Genomic DNA, 22,669 nt, shown 5'->3' on the forward strand with positions numbered 1-22,669 from the left:
TGATCCTCCAGCCCTCTCGAAGAAGGATTTTTTGAGTTATATTTTTGTTATTTTTATCGTTAAGGATCAAGTGCTCTCAACTTTTCCATTTTATTTCAAAAGGTTGTCCCCTTCTTTTTTCCAAAGGCGACTCTGATCCCCCGATCGTGCGACTCCGAACCCCCGACAAACCGACTCCGAAGCCCCGATTCAGCGGTGGACGCTATCTGTGGATAACTCTACCCTGATCGTCACTGAAACCACGATGCGCGACTCGGGCAGGTTTAGGCATCAAAAATGACGGCAGCGCTTTTACCGGACCGGCATCCCAACGGAGACTTTTTCCTCTGTGATGTCTTTGATGCCTTGCCCAAGGATGACCTCGCCTCGATGGAGCATCCGATCTTTTCGCTCTCCACCCGTCCCGATCGCCGGGTGCTCAGCTATGTTCATAACGATGTCACGCTGGAAGTGACCCCCTCGGTCAAGGGCCGTGCCACGATCCATGACAAGGATATCCTGATCTATTGCATCAGCCAGCTGATGGCGGGCCTGAACGCGGGCCAGCAGGTCAGCCGCACGCTGCATCTGAAGGCCCACGATCTTCTGGTGGCCACCAATCGCGAGACCTCGGGCGACAGTTACCGGCGTCTGCGCGAGGCATTCGAACGGCTGGCCGGCACCCGGATCACCACGAATATCGCGACCTCCGACATCGAGGTGACATCCGGTTTCGGCCTGATCGAAAGCTGGCAGATCGTCCGCAAGAGCAAGGGCGGGCGCATGGTCAGCGTGATGGTCACGCTCAGCGAATGGCTTTACCGGGCGGTTCTGGCCAAATCGGTGCTGACGCTGAACCGGGACTATTTCCGCCTGCGCCGCCCGCTGGAACGCCGTCTTTACGAGCTGGCGCGCAAACATTGCGGGCGCCAATCCGAATGGCGGATCTCCATTCCGGTGCTGCACAAGAAATCGGGTTCGGTGTCGAACCGCCGGGTGTTCCGCGCCAAGGTGCGCGAGATCATCGCCAAGGATCATCTGCCCGATTACACGCTCAGCGAAGAGCCGGGGGATATCCTGCGGGTCACCTCACGGGCCGATATTCTCGATCTCGCCGATGGTCCCGTCCTGTCGGCGGACACGCTGGCCCAGGCGCGCGATCTGTGGCCGGGGGCCGATATCTATGCATTGGAGGCGCGCTGGAAGGCCTGGTGGATCCGGACGGGGCGGCCCCGCCTGAACAGCCCGGACCGCGCCTTTCTGGGGTGGTTGAAAGCGCAGGAGACGATCTGACCGAGACCCCGTGCCGTTAACGTTTAACGAGAAACGCCGTGCCATGATGATGCGGCAAAGCAACTGGATGATGACAGCATGATCGTTCCCATTCTTCTCTGCGGCGGGTCGGGCACCCGGCTTTGGCCACTGTCGCGCAAAAGCTACCCCAAGCAATTCGTGCCCCTGGTCGGGGAGGGCACGCTTTTTCAGGCTTCGGTCGAGCGTCTGAGCGGGGCGGCCTTTGCCCCGCCGCTCGTGCTCACCGGCGATGCGTTCCGCTTCATCGTGGCCGAACAGCTGGACGAGATCGGGGTCACGCCCTCGGCGATCCTGATCGAGCCGGAGGCCCGCAACACCGCCCCCGCCATCCTGGCGGCCGCGCTTTATCTGCAGGCCAGTCAGCCCGACGCGGTGATGCTGGTGGCCCCGTCCGATCACGTCATTCCCCAAAGCGATGCCTTCCAGGCCGCCGCGGCCCGGGGGTTGGCCCTGGCCCAGGCGGGCCGGATCGTGACATTCGGCATCACACCGGTCCGGCCAGAGACGGGATATGGCTATCTCGAACTGGCGGAGGCGCCGGGGGAAGACGCGGCAGATCTTGTCCGTTTCGTGGAAAAACCGGATCACGACCGGGCCGCCGAGATGCTGGCGACCGGCCGCTATCTCTGGAATGCCGGGATTTTCATGTTCTCGGTCTCCACCCTGGTGCGCGCCTATGAAGCCCATGCCCCGGATCTGGTGCCGGGCGTGCGCGATGCCGTGGCACAAGCCAGCACCGATCTCAGCTTCGTGCGGCTCGCGCCCGCGCCATGGGAGGGGCTGGACGATGTGTCGATCGATTACGCGGTGATGGAAAAGGCCGAAGCCCTGTCGGTCATCCCCTTCGATGCGGGCTGGTCGGATCTGGGCGACTGGGCTTCGGTCCAGCGCGAATTGCAGGCCGGTCCCGACGGGGTCGCGCAATCCGGACCGGTCACAGCGCTTGATTGTCACAACAGCCTTTTGCGCTCCGAGAGCGAAAACCTGGAACTTGTGGGCATCGGGCTGACCGACATCGTGGCGGTGGCCACGCCCGATGCCGTCCTGGTGGCCGATGCCAGCCGCGCGCAGGACGTGCGCCAGGCGGTCACCGCGCTCAAGGCCAAGGAGGCCAGGCAGGCCACTGACTTTCCCCGCGATCACCGGCCCTGGGGGCATTTCGAGACCCTTGCCCTCTCGGATCGCTTCCAGGTCAAGCGCATCGTGGTCAAACCCGGCGCGGCCCTAAGCCTGCAAAGCCATTTCCACCGATCCGAGCATTGGATCGTCGTGCAGGGCACCGCCCGCGTTACCATCGACGACGAGGTCAGGCTTGTGACGGAAAACCAATCCGTCTACATCCCGCTCGGCGCCGTGCACCGGATGGAAAATCCCGGCAAGGTCGAAATGGTGCTGATCGAAGTGCAGACCGGCAGCTATCTGGGTGAGGACGACATTGTGCGCTACGAGGATATCTACGCGCGCCAGTGACCTCCCGCGCTTTCGGTGACCGGAGCCGGGCCCGCAGCGGCAGGCCGGATCCCTGGCCTGCGGGAAGACAAATGAAGAGACGAGCATGAAGACAGCGTTGATATCGGGGGTGACGGGGCAGGACGGCAGCTATCTGGCGCAGCTTCTGCTGGAAAAGGGATATGCGGTGCATGGCATCAAGCGCCGCTCATCCTCGTTCAACACCGAACGCATCGACCATCTCTATCAGGACCCGCATGAGCAGAATGTCCGCTTCCATCTGCATTACGGGGATCTGACGGATGCCACCAACCTGATCCGCCTGATCCAGGACGTGCAGCCCGACGAGATCTACAATCTCGCCGCCCAATCCCATGTTCAGGTGAGTTTCGAGACCCCGGAATACACCGCCAATGCCGACGGCATCGGGACCCTGCGCCTGCTGGAGGCCCTGCGCATCCTCAATCTTCAGGACCGCTGCCGATTCTACCAGGCCTCCACGTCCGAGCTTTACGGGCTGGTCCAGCAGGTGCCGCAGACCGAGACCACGCCATTCTATCCCCGCAGCCCCTATGCGGTGGCCAAGCTTTATGCCTACTGGATCACGGTCAATTACCGCGAGGCCTATGGCATACACGCCTCCAACGGGATCCTCTTCAACCATGAAAGCCCGGTGCGGGGAGAGACATTCGTCACCCGCAAGATCACCCGGGCCGTGGCGGCCATCCATCTGGGTCTGCAGGATCGGCTTTATCTGGGCAATCTCGACGCGCAGCGCGACTGGGGCCACGCCCGGGATTATGTCGAGGGGATGTGGCGCATCGTGCAGCAGGATACCCCGGACGATTACGTGCTGGCCACCGGCGAGACCCACAGCGTGCGCAGCTTTGTCGAACTGGCCTTCGCCGAGGTCGGCCTGACGCTGGACTGGCGCGGCGAAGGGGTTGACGAGCGCGGTTATGAGGCCGGGACCGATCGCTGCCTTGTCGCCATCAACCCGCGCTATTTCCGGCCCACCGAGGTCGATCTGCTGATCGGGGATCCGGCCAAGGCCCGCGACAGGCTGGGCTGGACCCACAAGATCGGGCTTGGGGAGATGACGGCCGAGATGGTGCGCTCTGATCTTGAGGTCGTGCGCCGCGAACAGGACCGCAAGGACCGGCACGGCTAGCGATGGTCTATACGCTCGACACCAAACGGATCTGGGTCGCCGGCCATCGCGGCATGGTGGGGCGCGCCGTGGTGCGCCGCCTGCAGGCGGAGCCCTGCGAGATCCTGACCGCGGGCCGGGACGTGGTCGACCTGACCCGCCAGGCCGACGTGGCGGACTGGATGCAGGCCGAGCGGCCCGATGCGATCATCCTCTGCGCGGCCCGGGTCGGCGGTATTCATGCCAACGACACCTATCCGGTCGATTTTCTTTACGAAAACCTGATGATCGAGGCCAATGTCATCCACGCCGCATATCAGGCGGGGGTGGAGAAGCTGCTCTTTCTGGGCTCTTCCTGCATCTATCCGAAATTCGCCGAACAGCCCCTGCGCGAAGAGGCGTTGCTGACCGGCCCGCTTGAGCCCACCAATGAATGGTACGCCATCGCCAAGATCGCGGGCATCAAGCTGTGTCAGGCCTATCGCAAGCAATACGGGGCCGATTTCATCTCGGCCCAGCCCACCAATCTTTACGGGCCCGGCGACAATTACGACCTGCAGACGAGCCATGTTTTGCCGGCGCTTTTGCGCAAGGTGCACGAGGCCCGGCGCGACGGGGCGCCGTCGGTCACGCTTTGGGGCAGCGGCACGCCGTTGCGGGAATTTTTGCATGTGGACGATCTGGCCGATGCGCTGGTCTTTTTGCTGAAATCCTATTCGGGGGAGATCCCGCTGAATGTGGGTTCCGGGGTCGAGGTGTCGATCCGTGAACTGGCCGAAACCATCATCGATGTTGTGGGTTATGAGGCCGCGCTTCTTTTCGATCCGACCAAGCCCGACGGCACCCCGCGCAAGCTGATGGACAGCAGCCGCCTGCACGCTTTGGGCTGGAACCGGGCCCGACCGCTGGCAGAGGGCATTGCCGACACCTACCGGCATTATCTGGACACGCTCTGAGCCAAGCAAGGCCTTGCCGGTCTGCGCGGTTTCGGCCATGGCAATCGGGATAGGGATGCTCTACACCCCCGCCAGCATGTCAGCAGTATGACGTGTTGAACAAGCGGAGGGTGTCCATGCCAAAGACCTCGATTCTTCTGGTCGGTGCAGGTTTGTCTGGGGCCGTGATCGGCCGTGAACTGGCCGAAGCCGGCTATGAGGTCACCATCGTCGATCAACGCGATCATGTCGCGGGCAACTGCCATACCGAGCGGGATGCCGAAACCGATGTGATGATCCATGTCTACGGACCACATATCTTCCACACCGACGATGCCGAGGTCTGGGATTACGTCAACCGCTTCCAGACCTTCCTGCCCTACAAGAACCGGGTCAAGGCAACCAGCGGCGGGGCGGTCTATTCCCTGCCCATCAACCTGCACACGATCAACCAGTTCTTCGGCAAGACCATGCGCCCAGACGAGGCACGGTCCTTTATCGAAGCCAAGGCGGATACATCCATCGAAACGCCTGAAACCTTCGAAGAGCAGGCCCTGCGCTTTGTCGGCCCCCAGCTTTATGAGGCCTTCTTCAAGGGCTACACGATCAAGCAATGGGGCATGAGCCCGACCGAATTGCCTGCCTCGATCCTCAAGCGGCTGCCGGTGCGCTTCAATTACGACGACAATTACTTTTTCCACCAATTCCAGGGCATGCCCGAAAACGGCTATACCGCGATGGTCGAAGGCATTCTGGATCATCCCGGCATCACCGTGCATCTGAGCACCACCTTCACCCAGGATCAGGCCGGCGACTACGATCACGTCTTTTATTCCGGTCCCCTGGACGGATGGTTCGATTACCGGCTGGGGCGGCTGGGATACCGCACGCTCGATTTCGAACGCTTCACCTATGACGGTGATTATCAGGGCTGCGCGGTGATGAATTACGGCGAAGAGGGCGTGCCCTATACCCGCATCACCGAACACAAGCATTTCTCGCCCTGGGAAAGCCATGAAGGATCGGTCTGCTACCGCGAATATTCGCGCGCCTGCGAGCCCGACGACATCCCCTATTACCCGATCCGCCAGGTCAAGGAGAAGGCGCTGCTGTCCGATTACGTGGCGCTGGCCGAGAAGGTCGAGGGCGTGACCTTTGTCGGACGGCTGGGCACCTACCGCTATCTGGACATGGATGTCACCATCCGCGAGGCGCTCGATACCGCCGCAGCCTTCCTCAAACACCGTGACGACGGGACGTCCATGCCCACATTCGTGAAGCCGCCGTTATAAGAGACGGGCCGGGATAAGAGCCGGGTCGGGCACGCGCTTGACAGGCTCAAGAGGATCACCGATGGCTGGGGATATCTTTTATGTCTTTGCGACGACGTCTGAAGCGGACAGGTAAATGACGGTTCTGGTCATACGTATTAAAGGCTTCAGCCCTTACCCCGTTTCCGGTGACCGGTCCGCGCGATGACCGACCCCGCCCCGTCAAAGATGCGCCTTGCCGCGCTCGTGGTCACCCATAACCGGCTCGACAAGCTGCGCGAGACCGTGGCGCGCCTTCTGGCCGAACCGCTCGATCATCTTCTGGTGGTCGACAACCTGTCGACCGACGGCACCCGGGACTGGCTGGCCGGCCAGACCGATCCGCGCCTCGATGTGCTGCTGCTCGAGGATAATCTGGGCGGGGCCGGCGGGTTCGAGCTGGGCTTGCGGGCGATCCAGGACCGGTTCGATCCCGACTGGACGGTGCTGATGGATGACGATGCCCGCCCCGAACCCGGCACCTTCGCGGCGTTCCGGGCAGAGGACTGGTCGGGCTGGACGGCCGTGGCCGGGGCGGCCTTTTATCCCGATGGCCGGATCTGTGAAACCAACCGGCCCTGGATCAACCCCTTCTGGCATGCCCGCGCCTTTCTGCGCACGCTGATCGGGGGCGGACGGATGGGGTTTCACCTGCCCGACAGCGCCTATGACACCGAAACGCCCCGGAAGATCGACGGCGCGTCCTTTGTCGGACTGTTCTTGTCCCGCGCCGCCATCGATATGGCGGGCTATCCCGACGGGCGCCTCTTCATCTATGCCGACGACTCGATCTATACGCTGGAGCTGAGCCGGGCCGGCGGGCGGATCGCCTTCGTGCCGGGCCTGCGGTTCGAACATGATTGCTCGACCCTGGCCCCCGAAGGTCCCAAGATCTATCGGCCGCTCTGGAAGATCTATTACATCTACCGCAACGGGCTGATCCTGTATCACCGCGCTGCCGGGCCGGTCTGGTTCTGGTGCGCGCTGCCGGTGGTTTTGCTGAAATGGACCCTGGCCGGGCGCCCCTATGGTGAGGACCGCCCGCAATATTATCGCTATCTGATGTCCGCAATCCGCGACGCGCTCTTCCGCCGCCGGGCGTCTCTGGAACAACAAAAGGTGAAAATGCCATGAAAACATTCCTGCTTGGTGTCGGTGCTCAGAAAGGCGGAACGACCTGGGTGTTCCAGTATCTCGAACGTCACCCGGAATGCCAAATGGGCGTGGTGAAGGAAAAGGCCGTTTTCAACGCGTCTTTCGCCACCGGAGATACCAAGACCCGCAGGCTGCAAAAGATCGATTATCTCCAGACCGTGCTTGGCGAATACAGACAGGCCGTCAAGCAATCCAACCCCAAGCTGGGACCCAGCCCCGAAGCCCTGATGGAGCGGTTCGAGATCATCGCCGCCGAGGCCGATCCAAACGTCTATATCCAGCTTTTCGAACGCTTGTGGGCCCGGCCCGGAACCAAGCTCGTGGGCGATATCACGCCATCCTATTCGATGCTGAATGTCGAGGAGCTGACCCAGATCAGGCAGCTTCTGGAGAGCAACGGGTTTCACGTCAAACCCGTCCTTCTGATGCGCGACCCGCTGGAGCGGTGTTATTCCGCGATCCGCATGGGGGACCGCAACGCCCAGCAGCAAGGGCGCGCGCCCAAGAAGCCGGCCGCCGAACGGTTTGCCGAAGCCGCGGTGCAGGACTGGTGCCTGCACCGCACGCAATACGACGTCATCGTGCCCAACCTCGAAACGGTTTTCGGGCGCGACAACATCTACTTTGGGTTCTACGAAACCTTCTTTTCGGACGAAGAGGTGTTTCGCCTCTGCGATTTCCTTGGCATCGAGCGCGTCGCGCCGAACCTGGACAAACTGGCCAATTACTCGCCGCGCACATCCGAGCCGTCGGCGGAACAACTTGCCACCGTCCGGGCCTTCTACGACCCCACCTACAGCTATTGCGCGGACAGGTTCGGCGCGGATTTCATCGACCGGATCTGGCCGCATGCCAATCTGGGCAGCGTCGTCGGAGAGGTGTAACCAGGCGCTTGGCTACGGCTGGTGGCTCAGGCCACCACTTCGCGGGACAGGATATCGCGTGCTTCGGCAATGCCGGGCACATAAGGCTCGATCACTTTTGAATTCTGGCCGGGCTGGTTGGAAAAGGTCGCCAGGTTGGGATCTTCCGCCTCGATCCGGAGCCCCAGATATTTCGCGATTTCGATCGCCTGGGTCTCGATCGGTGTCTGACCTTTATAGAGCTCCTCGAAGACAAGCCATTTATACGGGATCTCCTTGTAGCGCAGCACCGACAGCGTCTGGCCCAGAATACCGGCATCCAGAAGATAGCGCTGCTTGACCTCGTGAAGCTGGATCGGATTGGGTTTGGTCTGACCGGCCATGATATTGCGATAGATCTGCCTGGCTTCATCCGGCCCCCAGGCCCCGGTGGATTGTGCCAGGAACAGAGAGATCAGTCGGCTGGTCTCATCTCTGCGGGTCAGAAGCATCAGGCGGTATTGCCGTTCATGGCAGGCCGTTATGAGCTCCTGTGTGAGCACACCGGGTACAACCTCGATACAATGCTTGATGTTCGGGCGGGATTGCAGGGCCTCGCCAAGTTTGCTCCGCAGAAGGTCTACGTTCTTGGTTCTTTTGAACTCTTCGGTGATCCCGCCCCAGACCCGGTCCGGATTGAACGGCTCATGCTCTTTCGTGGCAAAGGAGGAAACTTCCGATAGAAACGTCGTCAGTGATGTGCCACCCGTCCGCCGCAGGGTTAGGATCAGATAAGGGTGTTCAGGCAAATCTTGGTGTTCCATTTTCGATCTGTTCGTCTACTGCTTCTACTATATTACTTTCGGATGTCCACAATCACGGTTCTTCCCGATATCGCAGGCAGGGTGGGCGCCCTTTAGGGGAGTTTTTTGCGTGTCAGATGGAAAAATTTCAGTAATCGTCGCATGTTATAATCTCGCGGATCATATCGGTGACTGTATCGCGGCCCTGGCCGCGCAGAGTGTCGAAGTATTCGAAGTTCTTATCATTGATGATGGCTCCACCGATAGCAGTGTTGAGGTTGCACAGGCCGCGATCGGCGAAGATCAGCGATTTCACCTGATCAGCCAGCCCAATGGCGGCCTGTCGGCGGCCCGCAATGCCGGTCTTGAGCGGGCAGGGGGGGATTACATCGCCTTTGTCGACGGGGATGACCGGGTCGCGCCGGACTGGCTGGCCAGGATGTATGACGCGCTCAGGCAGCATGACGCCGATTGGGTGGCTTGCGGTTTGCGTTATTGCCGGGCGGACGGGACCGGCAAGGTCCATTCGGCGATACATGACGCGCCCGATCTGGCGGACGATGCCCTGCCGCACCGATATGCCCTGGACAGCTGGACCGATGTGGTGCGCCACTTCCCCTCGGCCTGGAACAAGCTCTACCGGCGCCGCCTGATCGAGGGGCTGCGTTTCGACGAAGGGACCTATTTCGAGGACCACGCCTTTTTCTACCGCGCGGCCAGCCGGACCGATCACCTCGTACATGTGCCCGAGCCGCTTTATCTGCAGACCCAGGGCCGCGAGGGGCAGATCACACGCGAGGATTCCGACCGCGTTTTCGAGCAGTTTCCCGTGCTCGACACGATGCATGACATCATGCAGGCCTCCGACAAGCCCGACAAGGAAGCCGCCTTTCAGAGGATCGCGTCCCGCCTGGTCTTTGAACGGGCCACGGCCTTGGCCGATCCGGTGCGCCGGACCCGGTTCGCCCGCGCGGCCCGGCGCTATTTTGCGGCCAACGACCTGAGCTACCGGCCCGATTGGGACGAGGGGATCTCGCGCACCTGGCGGATCGTGATGGAAGGGCGTCTGCCGCTATCGGTCATCGTGCCGACGGACCAGGTCGATCAGGCGCTGGCCGATACGGTGGCCAGCCTCGCGGCCCAGACGATGCGCGACTTCGAAACCCTGATCGTGATCGACAGTGACGACGACACCGTCCGGCAGGAGAGCCTGGCCCTGGCCCGGGATCTGCCCCGGGCCTCGGTTCTGATGAACGGAAGCGCAGGGCTGGCCGCGGCCCGCAACCGGGGCTTTGACGTGACCCGGGGCGATTACGTCGTCTTTTTCGATGCCGGCGACCGGCTGGAGCCGGGCACGCTGGCCGGCTGGGTCGAGGCGATGGAACGCCGGGCCACGGTGTTCGGGTTTTCCAGGTTCCGCATCGGGCTGGCCGACGATGCGCCCCAGCATAACGGATTTCACGACAGTACCGGGCGCGAGGAACGCCTGGTGCCGGGGGTCTTCACGCTTGATCCAGCCTCTGTTCTGGCCCTGCACGCCCATCCCTCGGCCAAGATCTTCCGGCGCGATTTCCTGCTTGATCACGACATCCGCTTTCCCCCGGGCCCCCTGTCGAGCTGGTCCGTGACCCTGCAGGCCGCCCTGATGGCGGGGGAGGGGGCCTATTTCGCCCGTCCGGGCCTGCGCATTGCCGACCGGCCCGAGGCGCGCCGCATCTGGCGCCAGCCCGAAACGCCGCAGGCGCTGGCCCAAGCGCTTGAGCGGATGGCCGAGACCTTTGGCGAAACCAGCGCCCTGCCGCATGGATGGTATCGCCAGCTTTTCGCCCGGGCCCTGTGGGAGAAGCTGAACTTCGCCGCCTTCCCCGACGCGGCGGCGATGGACCTGTTCTGCCAGCAGGCGCGGGATCTTGCAGCAGCTCTTCCCCTGGAGGGCGATACGCTCGACCCTTATGTGGGCCCGCGCGTCCAGGAGCTTCTCACATCCGCGGGTCGGTGATCATACGTTATTGATTCCAAGGCATTAGCCTGACGTTCCTGCACAGTTTCACCATCTTGGCCGGGCAAGGGCGGACGGTGATTGCGTCCGGGTACGCTCTCACGGCATAAGCGATGAAGCGGCAAGCTGTCTTTGAGGATATACTATGCTAAGTTTCCGGACCCATGGCGGGGCCTCGTTTACCTATGAGGCGGAATTTTCAAAAGCGCATTACGCTAATATCAGCTTTTTCGACAGAAACCTGGAAGACATCCTGTTTCACCTCTCCCTGCGGGGAGAGACGGGCCATGTGGTCACCAACAGCCGCGCCGGCGACACATGGCAGGCCGAAACATTTCACGAGATGGCCCTGCACGAGACGGGGAACAGCGTCGAGGTCCACTTTGCCGAAGACGGTGTGACGGTTCAGATCAACGGGGCGGATTTTCACCTCGACAGGGCCCGGCTGGGGGATCTCGAGCGGATCGACCTGGTGGAATTCACCGGCGGCATTCCCGAGCAGAGCGTGGTGATCGACGGTCCGGCCAATGCCGACCGCGAAGGCCAGGGAGAGGTTGGCCTTGTTCTGCCGATGACGATCGAGGGCTGGGCCTGCGATCCCGGTCTGATCGAACAGACGATCGCCATCGACATACCCGGCCTGGACATGCCGCCCGCACCGGAGATCTTTGCCCGTCCGAACGTTGCCCACCGTATCAATGCCCCGACTGACAATATCGGCGTGCGCGCGACCCTTCCGGGACGGATCTGGCAGGGCCGCGCCGGAAGCTCTCCGGTCACGGTCCAGCTGTTGTCGAACAATATTCCCTGTGGCGCGCCCCTGACCATCGCGCCATCCGATATCGTCCGGCAGATCGAACAGATCGTGGGCCAGGAAGAGCGGGATCTCTTTTCGATGCTGCTGGCCATCGAACATGTGCGCTATGCCGGGCTGATGCCGCTTCTGAGCAAAACCGCGCGGGAGGCACTGACGAGCCTGGCCGCGGAACGGGGGCTGACGGCCTTCCTGACATCAGCGGAGCCAGCAGCCGACGAGAGGCCGGAGACGGACGAGACCGACCCGACCGAGACGCCGACCGTCCGGGTCGCGCCCGAGATGCTCCTGGCGCAGCAGGCACGGGCCCGTTTCACCGAAACCATGCGGGCGAACCCGGAGACCGATCCGGCCCAGGCCCTGGCCGAGCATGTCGCAACCCATCATGTCCTGTCGCCGGAAGGCCGCCGCGCGCTTTACCTGTCCTTGAGCGAATATTTCTGTCTGCGTGACGATTTCGAGACCCTCTACACCCGGGCTGCTGCCGATGGCGTGGCCCATTTCGAGGCGGCGGAAAGCGCCTGGCACAATTCCTCGATCCTGCCGTTTCTCTATATGCAGAACCGGATCGAGGATATCCGGCGGCTTTTGTGGCGGCTGAACACCGAACTGACCGGCTGGGTCATTACGCCGGCCGTGGCCTGGGTGGTGCGGACGCTGATCACCGATGGTCCGCTCGCAGTGGGGGAGAAGGCACGCGAGGATATCCTTCACGCCTTTATCTCCTTTATCGACAAGCGCAGCGATACCTATTGGGAACGGGTTGGGTGCACCAAACTGACCGAGACCACGATCGCGCTTTTGACACATGCCGACCGGTTCGCCGATTACATGCAGCGTGATCTGGTTGCCTTTGCCCTGCGCAATTACGGCGTGTCGCATCTGTTCTGGGATCTGGTCGATGCGGCCCTGGCCGCCGGGACATTGCAGCCCGAGCCGCGCCTCGCGGCCGGGCGGGCGGCCTTCGCGGCGATTGTGCGGCGTGTCGAGACCGGGGCAGGGGATATCGAGGCCGATCTTGCATTCTTCGAAGCAGCCGGGACCAAGCAGATCACGCGGTTCCGCATCGAGCTGCTGGGGCCGACGGGGATCGAACCCAAGCCGGGGCACACCGTTTTCGACACATTGACCCTCACGGGCCGGTCACAAGGCGAGGCAGCCCTGAGAGCCCTTGCGGCGCCCGGATTTTCGGATGGAGATCCCGAGCTTGTCACGGCGGCGGCCTCCGCAATGGCGGCGCGCTATGACACTCTGCCCCGCGCGCCGTACCACCAGCTGCAGATTGCAACGAGCCGACGGGCAATGGCCTGCCTGGCGCGGCTGGCCGAGACGCCGGATGCCACGCAGGACGTGATGAGCGAGCTGTCCGTCCTGTCCCGGGATCTGGCCACATTAGCCAGCCAGCGCAGCGCTTTTGTCGGGTTTGGCATTGGTCTCAGCCTGCTCAACAGTCTTATTCGTCTGGGCGCGGAGGAGGCAGCGACAGCGATGCTCGGCAGCCTTGGCGCAATCCGGGCCGCCCTGCCGCCGGATGAAAGCGAAAGCGTCCGTGACGCGCCGGCCCTGCGCATGGCATTGCGGGCGCTGCGGCGCACGGAACGAATGGTGGAGGGGCCGTTTGCCGGGGCCGCTCTGGAGCTGTTTCCCCGTGCAAGCCAGGCCTTGTCCGCCGCTGACAAGGCCGAGCGGTCCACCGAGATCGGCCTGGACTGGGCCGAGGCCTCGCCGTTCTTCGACACGATCGTCGTGGTCTTTTCCTGCCAGGCCAATCTCGACACCCGGATCGCGGCGATGCGCGAAGGCTGGCTGGCCCAGCTGGCAGAGATCGGCGTGCCTTATATCGTCGTGGTCGGCAACGGGGACGGGCGCCGGGACGGCGATGTCGTCTATCTCGATGCGCCGGACGATTATGAAGGCCTGCCTCTCAAGACCCTGGCGACGGTAGACTGGGTGACCCGGAACACCCCCTTCACGCATATGCTCAAGATCGACGATGATTGCTTTCTCAATGTCGACCAGTTCTTCCACAGCCACAGCTATCGCAAGTTCGACTATTATGGCCGCCGCCTGACCCTGGTCGCGGGCCAGATGGACCGAAGCTGGCATTTCGGCAAATCCACATCGCCGCGTGGGCGGCTGGAGCTGGATAAATCACCCGAACCGGCGCGCTATGCCGATGGCGGGTCAGGCTATGCGCTCAGCCGCCGGGCGATGCATATGCTCCTGCAGCAGGCCGCGACACCGGAGGGGCGCAGGCTGGTCCAGAACTCCTTTATGGAAGACAAGCTGGTCGGTGATCTTCTGGCACAGGCCAAGATCGAGGTGTCCGAGGAAGACCATTTCGTCGCCGTCCGGCGGCGCAGCCATGCCGAGGGGCTGGCCGTGTCGCGCTGGGTCAACGGGTTCGATGCCAGCGCGGCCGCGCCGACCAAGGTGGTCCATCTCGACACCCATCACGCGCAGAAGGAGGCGGTGGAAAAGCTCACCGCCCCGACCCTCACGCCCAAGAAGATCTGGCCCAGCTATTCCCCGGTCAAACTGGTCTCCGAGACCAACGCGCTGGAGCTGGTCAGCTCCGAGGCGCGCCTGGCCGAGGTCAATGGATCCGACATCGCCGTCGTGGCCTGCATGCGCAACGAGATGTTCATGCTGCCGCATTTTCTGGCCCATTACCGCAAGCTCGGCATCACCGGCTTTCTGATCGCCGACAATTGTTCGGATGACGGCACGCTGGAATATCTGGCCGAACAGCCCGATGTTGCGGTCTTTTCCGTCGATACCGATTACCGGCTTTCGCAATATGGCGTGGCCTGGCAGCAGGCGATCCTGTCCAACCTGCGGGTCGGTCGCTGGTCCCTGGTTGCCGATGCGGATGAGCTGCTGGTCTGGCAGAAGGAACAGACCGAAAGCCTGCCGGCACTGCTGCAAAGCGCTGATTTCGCCGCGTGTGACGCGGCCCGGATCTTCATGCTCGACATGTATCCGCAAGGCTCTTTGGAAGAGGCCGGTTTTGCCAGCGGCGATCCGTTCGCCGAGGCCGGCTATGTCGATGCCAAGGCGTTTCTGACAACCTCGTCGGGTCTTGGACCGTTCTCGAACCAGCCGACCTGGTCCAGCGGTCTGCGCCACCGGCTGATCCCGGGATCACGCCCGGAGCTTTTCGTGGCCCAGAAGATCGCCTTGCTGAAATACAAGCCCTGGATGCGATTGTCGGCGGGCCTGCATTACGCGGCCGACGTCCAGCTGTCGGATCAGGCCCTTGTCTTTGCGCATTTCAAATACAATGCCGAATTTCGGGCCAAGGCGCAGGCCGAGGTGCAGCGCCGGCAGCATTTCAACAATGCCGAGGAATATAAGAAGTATCTGGCCCTTCTGTCCGAGGGGCGTGACCGGATCTACGACCCGGCCCTGTCGGTTCCGTGGTTCGAGAACGAAACCGTCAAGCGTCTTCTGCGGGCGTAGCCGGGGGGGTCAGCCCGGCCTCCGTCTCGGGGCCTTTGTCGGGATCTGTGTCGGGGCCTGTGGCCCCGGCGGCGTCTTGCGCGCGCTGCGCTTCCATTTCCTCCGGTGTCTGCGGCGCCGGAGGACGCGGAAAGCTGAACTGGGGCGCGAAAAGATGCCGGCCCCATTTGTCGGGCATGTCCTTGTAGATCTCTGCCACCAGATCCGCCCAGACCCCGACCAGCCGCGCCGTTTCGGGATCGAATTGCGCAGCCGTTTCCATATCGGGCCAATCGGCTGATCCGGGCTGATGTCTCAGGGCGTCGAGCGCTGTCGAGAGCGGGGTATCTGCAAAGAAGTCGCGGTCCATCGCCTGTGCATCTTCGGCATAGGTCGAGACGATCTGCTCTGCCAGGGCAGGGGGCAGGGCCAGGCCGGGCGCGGTGTCATCGTGCAATTCGGTCAGAAGGCGCGACGCATATCCCCCCAGGACATGGGCGGCGCTGCGCGGCATCACGCCTCGCAAGCGACCCTGAAGCGCGCAGATCATCGCGATCTCGTGCTGTGCGAGGTCATGCCGCTCGATCGTCGGAGGCAGATCGGAGAGCGTGTAGTCGCGCCCCTCGAAGACCATGTCCAGAAAATCGCTCAGCATCTCTCCTCCCACCAGGTGGTCCGGCAGGAGGGGGCGCACGGTCAGCCGGTCTCCGAACACCGCTTTCCAGCGTTCGAACCGGGTGTGATAGAGAAAGCGCCCATCGGCGCGTGTCATGTCGAAAAAGGCCTGAAGGTCCCCAAAGAAGAGACCCAGACGCAGCTGTTGTTCATATCCGATCAGAAAGCGTTCGGCATGGGGCCTGACATAGGCCACGATCCGCGCCTGTTTGCCCAGCCAGCGCATATGCGATTCAAGAACGTCGCGCACATCGGCCGGATCGGCGAATTCAAGCGCTTCGGCCGAGATGACCGCCATGTCGGCATCCCCGTCCCGGATCGGTTGCAGCAGCTTGAAACAGGTCGTTTCGGAATCCTTCGGATCGGCCGCATGCAAGGCGTGGGCGGCCCGGTTGTGATGCAGCTCCGAGCCGAAAACCTGCGGATAGAACAGCTTGAATTCGTCTGCCCTGGCATGTCCACCGGCTAGACAACGCTGCAGGCGCGCGCTGCCCGTGGTGTGATCCCCGATATGAACGATCAATGCCTTCGTCATGGTCCCCTCAAACACTGTCCGCCTGAGACAGGCCCCGCATCTCGCGGTTCAGGATCTCAAGGAAAAACAGGTCCCAGTGCTGTGGGTCGCGCTTGATCAGGTCCCCGATCAGATCGGCCCAGAATTGCGTCTGCTGCAGGATGCCGGGCGCGAAGTAATCCAGGATATCGAGCGATTGCTCTTCGTCGACCGCCGCTTGGGAGGCCTGCTCCATGGCGGTCTGAAAAAGGGGCCGGCCCTCAAAGAACGCGTCATCCAGCGCCACGGCATCCGGCCCGTAGGTCTCTTCGATCCGGTCCATCAGCTCGCGGTGCAGGGCCAGGCGGGTGCTGCCCGCGACAGGCGGGGTGCGCATCAGAAATTCCGACAGGCGCTCTCCCACCCGCATCCGGGCCGTCAGCATCGCCTTTTGACCCCATCGGTGATTGATTTTCAGGCGCTGATGGAAATCGCGCAGCACCGCCATATCCGACAGGGCGAGCGATTCATTCGTCTGCGGCAGATCGACGACCTGAAATCCCGCGCCGTCAAAGGCGATATGAAAGAAATCCTGCACCACATCCTGTTGGAAGAGTTCCGGGCGCAGCATGGCCCGTACGGTTACCGCATCCCCGAACACGGCACGCCAGCGCATGTACCGGTCGGCATGGAAAAACCGCCGATCCTCCAGCGCGTCTTCGAAATAATCGGTCAGCGTTCCCAGGAAATAGCCCAGCTTGATGACCTGCGAATACGAAGACAGGTACCGGCTGGCATGGGGGCGGGTATAGATCAGGAACTGGATCAGCGGTTCATATTGCGGCAGGTACCGCCGGATCGCCGCCTGAAACCGTTCCGGCGGGACCTCCTCGAACAGCTCGCTCGACATCACCACCACATCCGCCGTCGATTGCGCGATCCGCTCGCTCAGGGCCTGCATCTCGGCATCGATCGCCTCGGTATCTTCCAGGGCAAAGGCCATGGCGAGGCTGTGGTGATAGGGGTTTTCGGGAGCGACCACATAATCCAGCGTCTGGCTGGGGCAGCGCCATGCCTGACTGGCCAGAGCCTGCTGAATCGACGTGCTTCCGGTTTTCATATCTCCGACATGAAAAAGGATCTTCCGCATTACCGCCGTACCGCCAAACGTCTGTTCTTACGCTGTCTTCGCTGTCGTCATCTTGGTCTCTCCCCGATAATGGGCGAGAAGATCGTAGATATGTTCGTCCATCGACACCGGTGCCTTGGCATTGCGCCAATATCCTTCGGTGGTGATCTGACCCTCCAGAAGCGCCTCGACCCGCTCCTGGAAGCTTTCCACATCTCCGGCTTCGAAGACCATGTCAGGGCAGTTTCCAAGCTCCTTGGCTCCGCCCAGATCGCTGGTCAAAAGCGGGATATGACGGGCATGCATCTCGATGGCGACCTGCGGAAGGTTGTCTTCCCACTGGACCGGGATCAGGCCGACATCGACCTCTTCCAGAAGCTGGTCGAGATCGTCGTGATTGTAGCCGTCGGCATAAAGGACCTGGTCAAGCTTCTCGCCCAGGGCCGAGATCCGGTACATCGTCTCATGATCCCCCCGGCGGGCACAGATCACCAGACGCAGCTGACGCGCCAGGGTGGTCGGCAGCGCCTCGAGCGCGTCGAGCAGAAAGTAAAAGCCCTTGTCGCGCCGCATATAGCCCAGATAGCCCAGCGTGAGGACGCCGCTTTCGGGCAGGATCGTCTCCTTGGCCCGGGTTTCGGCGAATTTCTCGGCATGTTTGGTGCCGATATAGCTGGTCCTGAGCAGCGCCGGATCGATCCCGAACTTGGCCGCGACAACGCCGACGCGGTCGGACACGCACAGCACCTGATCGCAATGGGTGTTGATGAGATCGGTGAAGGTTTCGCGCCGCCGCTTGAAGTTCAGAAAGGTCGGCTCCACCCGCGTCAGAAGACCCACCTGCATGTTCGGCATCGGCGCCTGGGCCGGGGCCATCGCCTTGCGGCCCCGTCGCGATAGACGCATATAGGCCCCAACCGAGCGGCGCGCGATGCGCAAGGCAGGCATGAAGGCCTTGTCGAAGGTGCGCGTGCCCGGACGGATGCCGTTTTTCTTGAGATTGAAGGCCACCGCATTGGCCAGCCGCACGATACGCTCATCGACCTTGTGCAGCAGGCAGCTTTCGCATTTCCGGCCGCCATCGAAGTCAAGGCAGTTTTCCGCCTCCTGGAACCACAGGTTCACCTGGGGGCAAACCGGGTAATAATTGTGCAGCGACAGGATGACGCGGGTTTCTGGAAACCGCTCTTTCAGCTTGAGCACCGTGGCGGGCAGACCTTCGAGATTGTTGAAATGGATGACGTCGAAAGGCCCGTGAGTTTCGATGAAATCGCAGAAGGTCTCAACCGTCGCGGGATGGTCGATCTGGGTCTCGTTGCCAAAGGAATGATGCGCCGGTGACAGGACGCCGGAATTGACGATCTCGAAACGCCGCTCGCGGTCCTCTGTGGGGCCATGGCGCACCTTTTCCCAACGCGGCTCGTTGGAGAAGAGATCGTATGAGATCCCCGAGGAGAGAAACAACGCCTCGACATCCGGCTGGCCCTCCAGCGATGCGAGCACGTTTTTCTGATAGACCGAGACGCCGCCACCCCGGTTCTCGTCATCCAGATAATCGACCCAGTTGTAGAACAGGATTTTCATGCCGCGCAGACCCCTTTGGCCGAAGATGGGCAAAAAGTGAATTCAGGCAGACAAATGTGCATAAGGTCTCCGGGTGCGTTTCCTCTTGGCATGGCACGTCAAGTGACGGCAGGCCTCAATCGTTCAGAATGTCTTTGTGGTATCGGTGCAAGAGGATCAAGCCCAAACACATTGTCACGATGGCAATGCTATAGACGTAAAGCGTTGAAACATAACCGGCATCGTAAGTCGGATAGAACCCGCGGCGCATCATGCCCACGATATGGACCAGCGGGTTCCACCACAGGAAGTCCTGCGCGAAGCGGGGCGCCTGATCGAAGGTGAAGAAAATGCAGGATGCAATGAAGAGAGGTCTGTTGATCACCGTCCAGATCACGCCCCAGATCGGGAAGGTCGCGCCCAGATAGCAGTTCAGGCACCCGATCCCCAGGCCAAGGGCGGCCGACATGGCCAGGGCCTGGGCCAGCGACATCACGTCGATGATGCTGCGGGTGTCGTAGACGATGATGATCCCGGTAAATACGATATACATGATCATCAGGTTGGTCAGCGCGTTCAGCATGAAGCGGGCGATGATGGAATCGACATAAGTTACGCCGGGATAGGCGAGAAGCGGCTTGGAAAAGCCGATCGCGGCCCCGGTCTTGCCCGCCACCTGCTGATAGAAGGAGAACGGCAGATATCCGGTCGCATAAAAGAGCGGGAAATTCGTGCCGAGCCCGGGAGATTTCAGAACCAGGCTGAACACGATCGTCAGCAATCCGATGGCTGCGACAGGCTCCAGCACGGCCCAGATATAGCCGCCTGGCGAGCGGCCATAGGTGGTCGACATCTCGCGCAGCATCAGGGCCATCACGGTACGCCACGTTCTCAGACGGCGGGCGCGGAGCTTCGGGGTGGCGGACATGTGTCTTGAGCGATCCACTCTTGAACTGGATTTGCCTTCAAATCATCTGTAGGACGTAAGTCATCTGTCCTAACGTTGCTTTATTTCAAGGAATTCAAGTTGGCGCAACCAAAGCCCACCGCTCCCTCAGAGCAATCCGCTGACTTGGATCGAGAGCGCGACACCCCTCAGACCGGAGCGGAGGCGGATAAGCCTGCCAAGGGCAATGACAAACCCGCCCAGGGGGATGCGGCTGCCGCGGGCAAATCCGATGGGCAAAATCCGGCCAAACCGGCGGGCCAGGGGGGCGGCCAGAACAAGCCGCAAGGTCAGGGCCAGGGCGGCGGAGGCAACCCGCAAAAGGGTCAGTGGAAGCAGAAAAACCAAGGCCAGGGCGGTCAGGGCCAAAACGGGGGCCAAAACGCTCAAGGTCCGCAGGGCGGACAAAAGGGCCAGGGTCCGCAGGGTGGACAAAAGGGTCAGGGCCAACAAGGCAATCAGGGTCAGGGTCAGGGTCAGGGTCAGGGTCAGGGTCAGCACGGTGGCCAGAAGCCCCAGGGGCAAGGCCAGGGCGGGCAAGGCGGTCAGCAGAACAAAGGCCAGGGACAGGGGCAGCAGGGTCCGCAAGGCGGTCAGAAACCCCAGGGACAGCAGGGCGGTCAGAGGCCGCACGGCCAAGGCCAAGGGCAGGGACATGGTCAAGGCCAGGGGGGCCAGAACCAGCAACACCGGCCGCAAGGACAGAACGCGCCCCATCAGCCGCAGGGACAGCGCCAGCCACAACCGCAGCAGGCCGCCCAGCAGCAGGTTCTGCAGCCGCATGTGGATGCGGTCGCCGGCCCGGCCCGCACACGGGGCCGCCATTGGGGCATCATCCTCAGCTTCCTGCTGCTTGTTTTCGCACCCGCAACGGCGACCGGCGTCTATCTCTATGGCTGGGCAGCGGATCAATACGCTTCGAAAATGGGCTTTTCGGTCCGGCGTGAAGATGCCGGCTCCGCGATGGAGCTTTTCGGCGGCATCACCGATCTGAGCGGGTCAAGCTCGACCGACACCGATATCCTTTACGAATATATCCAGAGCCAGGAACTGGTGCGCGCGATCGACACGCGGCTGGATCTCAGGACCATCTATTCGAAGCCGGAAAACGATCCGGTCTTCAGCTTCGACCCCGAAGAGGCGATCGAGGATCTGGTCGATTACTGGGGCCGGATGGTGCGCATCTTCTACGATGCCAGTACCGGTCTGATCGAATTGCGGGTCCATGCCTTCACACCGCAGGATTCCCAAGACATCGCCCAGGCGATCTTTGACGAGAGCTCGGCCATGATCAACCAGATCTCGGCCATCGCGCGGGAGGACACGATCCGCTATGCCCGCGAAGAGCTTGACGTGGCCGTGGAACGGCTCAAACAGGCGCGCGAGCGGATCACCGAATTCCGGTCCCGCACCCAGATCGTCGATCCGTCGGCGGATGTGCAGGGGCAGGTCGGGTTGCTCAACACGCTTCAGCAACAGCTTGCCGAAGCCCTGATCGAACTGGATCTGATCAGCGAAACCGCCCGGTCGGGCGATCCCCGGATCGGCCAGGCCGAACGTCGCATCGACGTGATCCAGAAGCGGATCTCGGAGGAGCGTCAGAAATTCGGTGTCGGCGGAGAAGGGCCGGGCGGCGAGGATTACGCCACATTGGTGGCCGAGTTCGAGCGGCTCACCGTGGATCGCGAATTCGCCGAGCAGGCCTATACCGCCGCTTTGTCGGCCTATGACGCGGCCCTTGCCGAAGCGCGCCGGAAAAGCCGGTATCTTGCGGCCTATGTCCGGCCGACCCTGGCCGAGACCGCGGAATATCCCGAACGGGAGATCCTTTTGGGCCTGACAACCGCATTCCTGCTGATGGCCTGGGCGATCCTGATCCTGATCTATTACTCCATCCGGGACAGGCGCTGACGGAAGGGCCGCGCGATGATCCGTCTGGAGAACCTTTGCAAGACCTACTACGTGCAGGGCGAAGAAAAGGTCGTGGCCGACAATATCAATACGGTCTTTCCCACCGGTCTTTCCGTGGCCCTTCTGGGGCGCAACGGCGCGGGGAAATCCAGTCTGCTTCGGATGATCGCCGGCACGATGAACCAGTCATCGGGAGAGATCATCTCTGACGGCACGATCTCCTGGCCGGTGGGGTTTGCCGGCAGTTTTCACGGCGAGCTGACCGGCGCCCAGAACACGCGGTTCATCGCGCGGGTCTACGGGGTGGATACCGACGAGCTGGTGGCCTTTGCCGAGGATTTCGCCGAGCTGGGCAAGCATTTCCATCTGCCATTCCGGACCTATTCGTCGGGCATGCGCTCGCGTCTGGCTTTCGGAGTGTCGATGGGCATCCGCTTTGACACCTATCTCGTGGACGAGGTGACAAGTGTGGGCGACGCCGCCTTTCAGAAGAAAAGCAGCCAGGTCTTTCGGGAACGGCTGCGCGACAGCGGCGCGATCGTGGTCTCTCACAGCATGGCGCTTTTGCGCAATCTCTGCGAGGTGGGTGCGGTTCTGGAGGACGGCAACCTCGTCTATTACGAGGATCTCGAAGCCGCCATCCAGCATCATCTGCGCAATATGGAATTCCGCACCGGCAGCTAACCCGCCTGAGGCGCTCTGGATCAGGGCTCAGCCCTGCAAGGATGCGATACCGTCCTGAGCGGATAACGCTAAGCCAT

General features: G+C 62.0%; 17 protein-coding genes. 11 read left to right on the forward strand and 6 right to left on the reverse strand.

Translation table 11 applies throughout. From position 1 onward, the window contains the following. Window positions 1-276 precede the first annotated feature (276 nt). The 7 genes from CFI11_RS23800 to CFI11_RS23830 all read left to right on the forward strand — a co-directional run bounded on the left by CFI11_RS23800 (window position 277) and on the right by CFI11_RS23830 (window position 8,176). The gene (locus tag CFI11_RS23800) at window positions 277-1,272 is read left to right on the forward strand and encodes a replication initiator protein A (RefSeq protein WP_130410222.1); all 996 of its coding nucleotides are present in this window, start codon (window positions 277-279) and stop codon (window positions 1,270-1,272) included. A 78-nt stretch (window positions 1,273-1,350) separates the two neighbouring features. After that, the gene (locus CFI11_RS23805; protein ID WP_130410223.1) at window positions 1,351-2,763 is read left to right on the forward strand and encodes a mannose-1-phosphate guanylyltransferase/mannose-6-phosphate isomerase; all 1,413 of its coding nucleotides are present in this window, start codon (window positions 1,351-1,353) and stop codon (window positions 2,761-2,763) included. A gap of 85 nt (window positions 2,764-2,848) precedes the next feature. Further along, entirely contained in the window at window positions 2,849-3,913 is a 1,065-nt protein-coding gene (gmd, locus tag CFI11_RS23810; RefSeq protein ID WP_130410224.1) for a GDP-mannose 4,6-dehydratase, read from the forward strand. Between the two features lie 2 nt (window positions 3,914-3,915). Continuing rightward, entirely contained in the window at window positions 3,916-4,848 is a 933-nt protein-coding gene (locus CFI11_RS23815) for a GDP-L-fucose synthase (protein ID WP_130410225.1), read from the forward strand. A 116-nt stretch (window positions 4,849-4,964) separates the two neighbouring features. Then, window positions 4,965-6,119, forward strand: a complete 1,155-nt coding sequence (glf, locus tag CFI11_RS23820) for a UDP-galactopyranose mutase (RefSeq protein ID WP_130410226.1) — start codon at window positions 4,965-4,967, stop codon at window positions 6,117-6,119. A 183-nt stretch (window positions 6,120-6,302) separates the two neighbouring features. Next, entirely contained in the window at window positions 6,303-7,271 is a 969-nt protein-coding gene (locus CFI11_RS23825) for a glycosyltransferase (protein ID WP_130410227.1), read from the forward strand. Then, a complete protein-coding gene (locus CFI11_RS23830) occupies window positions 7,268-8,176 on the forward strand; it encodes a sulfotransferase (protein ID WP_130410228.1) in 909 nt (302 codons plus the stop codon). The genes CFI11_RS23825 and CFI11_RS23830 overlap by 4 nt, the downstream gene beginning before the upstream one ends. A gap of 26 nt (window positions 8,177-8,202) precedes the next feature. On the opposite strand, the gene CFI11_RS23835 is transcribed toward CFI11_RS23830, so the two are convergent. Beyond that, window positions 8,203-8,958: a hypothetical protein gene (locus tag CFI11_RS23835; RefSeq protein WP_130410229.1), complete on the reverse strand. Its 756-nt coding sequence runs from the start codon at window positions 8,956-8,958 to the stop codon at window positions 8,203-8,205. A gap of 109 nt (window positions 8,959-9,067) precedes the next feature. Here CFI11_RS23835 and CFI11_RS23840 point away from each other — a divergent pair, with 109 nt between their 5' ends. Continuing rightward, complete coding sequence (locus CFI11_RS23840; RefSeq protein ID WP_130410230.1) at window positions 9,068-10,936, forward strand: glycosyltransferase family 2 protein; 1,869 nt, start codon at window positions 9,068-9,070, stop codon at window positions 10,934-10,936. Window positions 10,937-11,081: 145 nt separating this feature from the next. Continuing rightward, window positions 11,082-15,212: a glycosyltransferase family 2 protein gene (locus CFI11_RS23845; RefSeq protein WP_130410231.1), complete on the forward strand. Its 4,131-nt coding sequence runs from the start codon at window positions 11,082-11,084 to the stop codon at window positions 15,210-15,212. Here CFI11_RS23845 and CFI11_RS23850 read toward each other — a convergent pair. The 5 genes from CFI11_RS23850 to CFI11_RS23870 all read right to left on the reverse strand — a co-directional run bounded on the left by CFI11_RS23850 (window position 15,190) and on the right by CFI11_RS23870 (window position 20,780). Beyond that, a complete protein-coding gene (locus CFI11_RS23850) occupies window positions 15,190-16,401 on the reverse strand; it encodes a hypothetical protein (RefSeq protein ID WP_130410232.1) in 1,212 nt (403 codons plus the stop codon). The two genes, CFI11_RS23845 and CFI11_RS23850, sit on opposite strands and share 23 nt — an antisense overlap. Before the next feature lie 7 nt (window positions 16,402-16,408). Continuing rightward, complete coding sequence (locus CFI11_RS23855) at window positions 16,409-17,479, reverse strand: hypothetical protein (protein WP_165390398.1); 1,071 nt, start codon at window positions 17,477-17,479, stop codon at window positions 16,409-16,411. A gap of 57 nt (window positions 17,480-17,536) precedes the next feature. Next, window positions 17,537-19,072, reverse strand: a complete 1,536-nt coding sequence (locus CFI11_RS23860) for a glycosyltransferase (protein WP_130410234.1) — start codon at window positions 19,070-19,072, stop codon at window positions 17,537-17,539. 115 nt (window positions 19,073-19,187) lie between these two features. Then, window positions 19,188-19,979, reverse strand: a complete 792-nt coding sequence (locus CFI11_RS23865) for an ABC transporter permease (RefSeq protein WP_254449124.1) — start codon at window positions 19,977-19,979, stop codon at window positions 19,188-19,190. Window positions 19,980-20,105: 126 nt separating this feature from the next. Further along, window positions 20,106-20,780 (reverse strand): hypothetical protein, encoded by a 675-nt coding sequence (locus CFI11_RS23870; protein WP_130410235.1) that lies wholly within the window; start codon window positions 20,778-20,780, stop codon window positions 20,106-20,108. Between CFI11_RS23870 and CFI11_RS23875 the strand changes: the two genes are divergently transcribed. Both CFI11_RS23875 and CFI11_RS23880 read left to right on the forward strand, forming a co-directional pair. Further along, complete coding sequence (locus CFI11_RS23875; RefSeq protein ID WP_130410236.1) at window positions 20,781-21,908, forward strand: sugar transporter; 1,128 nt, start codon at window positions 20,781-20,783, stop codon at window positions 21,906-21,908. A gap of 15 nt (window positions 21,909-21,923) precedes the next feature. Further along, window positions 21,924-22,592, forward strand: a complete 669-nt coding sequence (locus CFI11_RS23880; protein ID WP_130410237.1) for an ABC transporter ATP-binding protein — start codon at window positions 21,924-21,926, stop codon at window positions 22,590-22,592. Window positions 22,593-22,669: the final 77 nt, after the last annotated feature.

This window comes from Thalassococcus sp. S3 (assembly GCF_004216475.1).
In the GTDB taxonomy this organism is placed as follows: domain Bacteria; phylum Pseudomonadota; class Alphaproteobacteria; order Rhodobacterales; family Rhodobacteraceae.

Coding starts and splice junctions, on each gene's coding strand:
- CFI11_RS23835 (WP_130410229.1), bottom strand. CDS start 8,958: ATGGAACACCAAGATTTGCCTGAACACCCTTATCTGATCCTAACCCTG.
- CFI11_RS23850 (WP_130410232.1), bottom strand. CDS start 16,401: ATGACGAAGGCATTGATCGTTCATATCGGGGATCACACCACGGGCAGC.
- CFI11_RS23830 (WP_130410228.1), top strand. CDS start 7,268: ATGAAAACATTCCTGCTTGGTGTCGGTGCTCAGAAAGGCGGAACGACC.
- CFI11_RS23860 (WP_130410234.1), bottom strand. CDS start 19,072: ATGAAAATCCTGTTCTACAACTGGGTCGATTATCTGGATGACGAGAAC.
- CFI11_RS23845 (WP_130410231.1), top strand. CDS start 11,082: ATGCTAAGTTTCCGGACCCATGGCGGGGCCTCGTTTACCTATGAGGCG.
- CFI11_RS23855 (WP_165390398.1), bottom strand. CDS start 17,479: ATGAAAACCGGAAGCACGTCGATTCAGCAGGCTCTGGCCAGTCAGGCA.
- CFI11_RS23800 (WP_130410222.1), top strand. CDS start 277: ATGACGGCAGCGCTTTTACCGGACCGGCATCCCAACGGAGACTTTTTC.
- CFI11_RS23815 (WP_130410225.1), top strand. CDS start 3,916: ATGGTCTATACGCTCGACACCAAACGGATCTGGGTCGCCGGCCATCGC.
- CFI11_RS23805 (WP_130410223.1), top strand. CDS start 1,351: ATGATCGTTCCCATTCTTCTCTGCGGCGGGTCGGGCACCCGGCTTTGG.
- glf (WP_130410226.1), top strand. CDS start 4,965: ATGCCAAAGACCTCGATTCTTCTGGTCGGTGCAGGTTTGTCTGGGGCC.
- CFI11_RS23825 (WP_130410227.1), top strand. CDS start 6,303: ATGACCGACCCCGCCCCGTCAAAGATGCGCCTTGCCGCGCTCGTGGTC.
- CFI11_RS23880 (WP_130410237.1), top strand. CDS start 21,924: ATGATCCGTCTGGAGAACCTTTGCAAGACCTACTACGTGCAGGGCGAA.
- CFI11_RS23865 (WP_254449124.1), bottom strand. CDS start 19,979: ATGTCCGCCACCCCGAAGCTCCGCGCCCGCCGTCTGAGAACGTGGCGT.
- CFI11_RS23870 (WP_130410235.1), bottom strand. CDS start 20,780: ATGCGGCTGCAGAACCTGCTGCTGGGCGGCCTGCTGCGGTTGTGGCTG.
- gmd (WP_130410224.1), top strand. CDS start 2,849: ATGAAGACAGCGTTGATATCGGGGGTGACGGGGCAGGACGGCAGCTAT.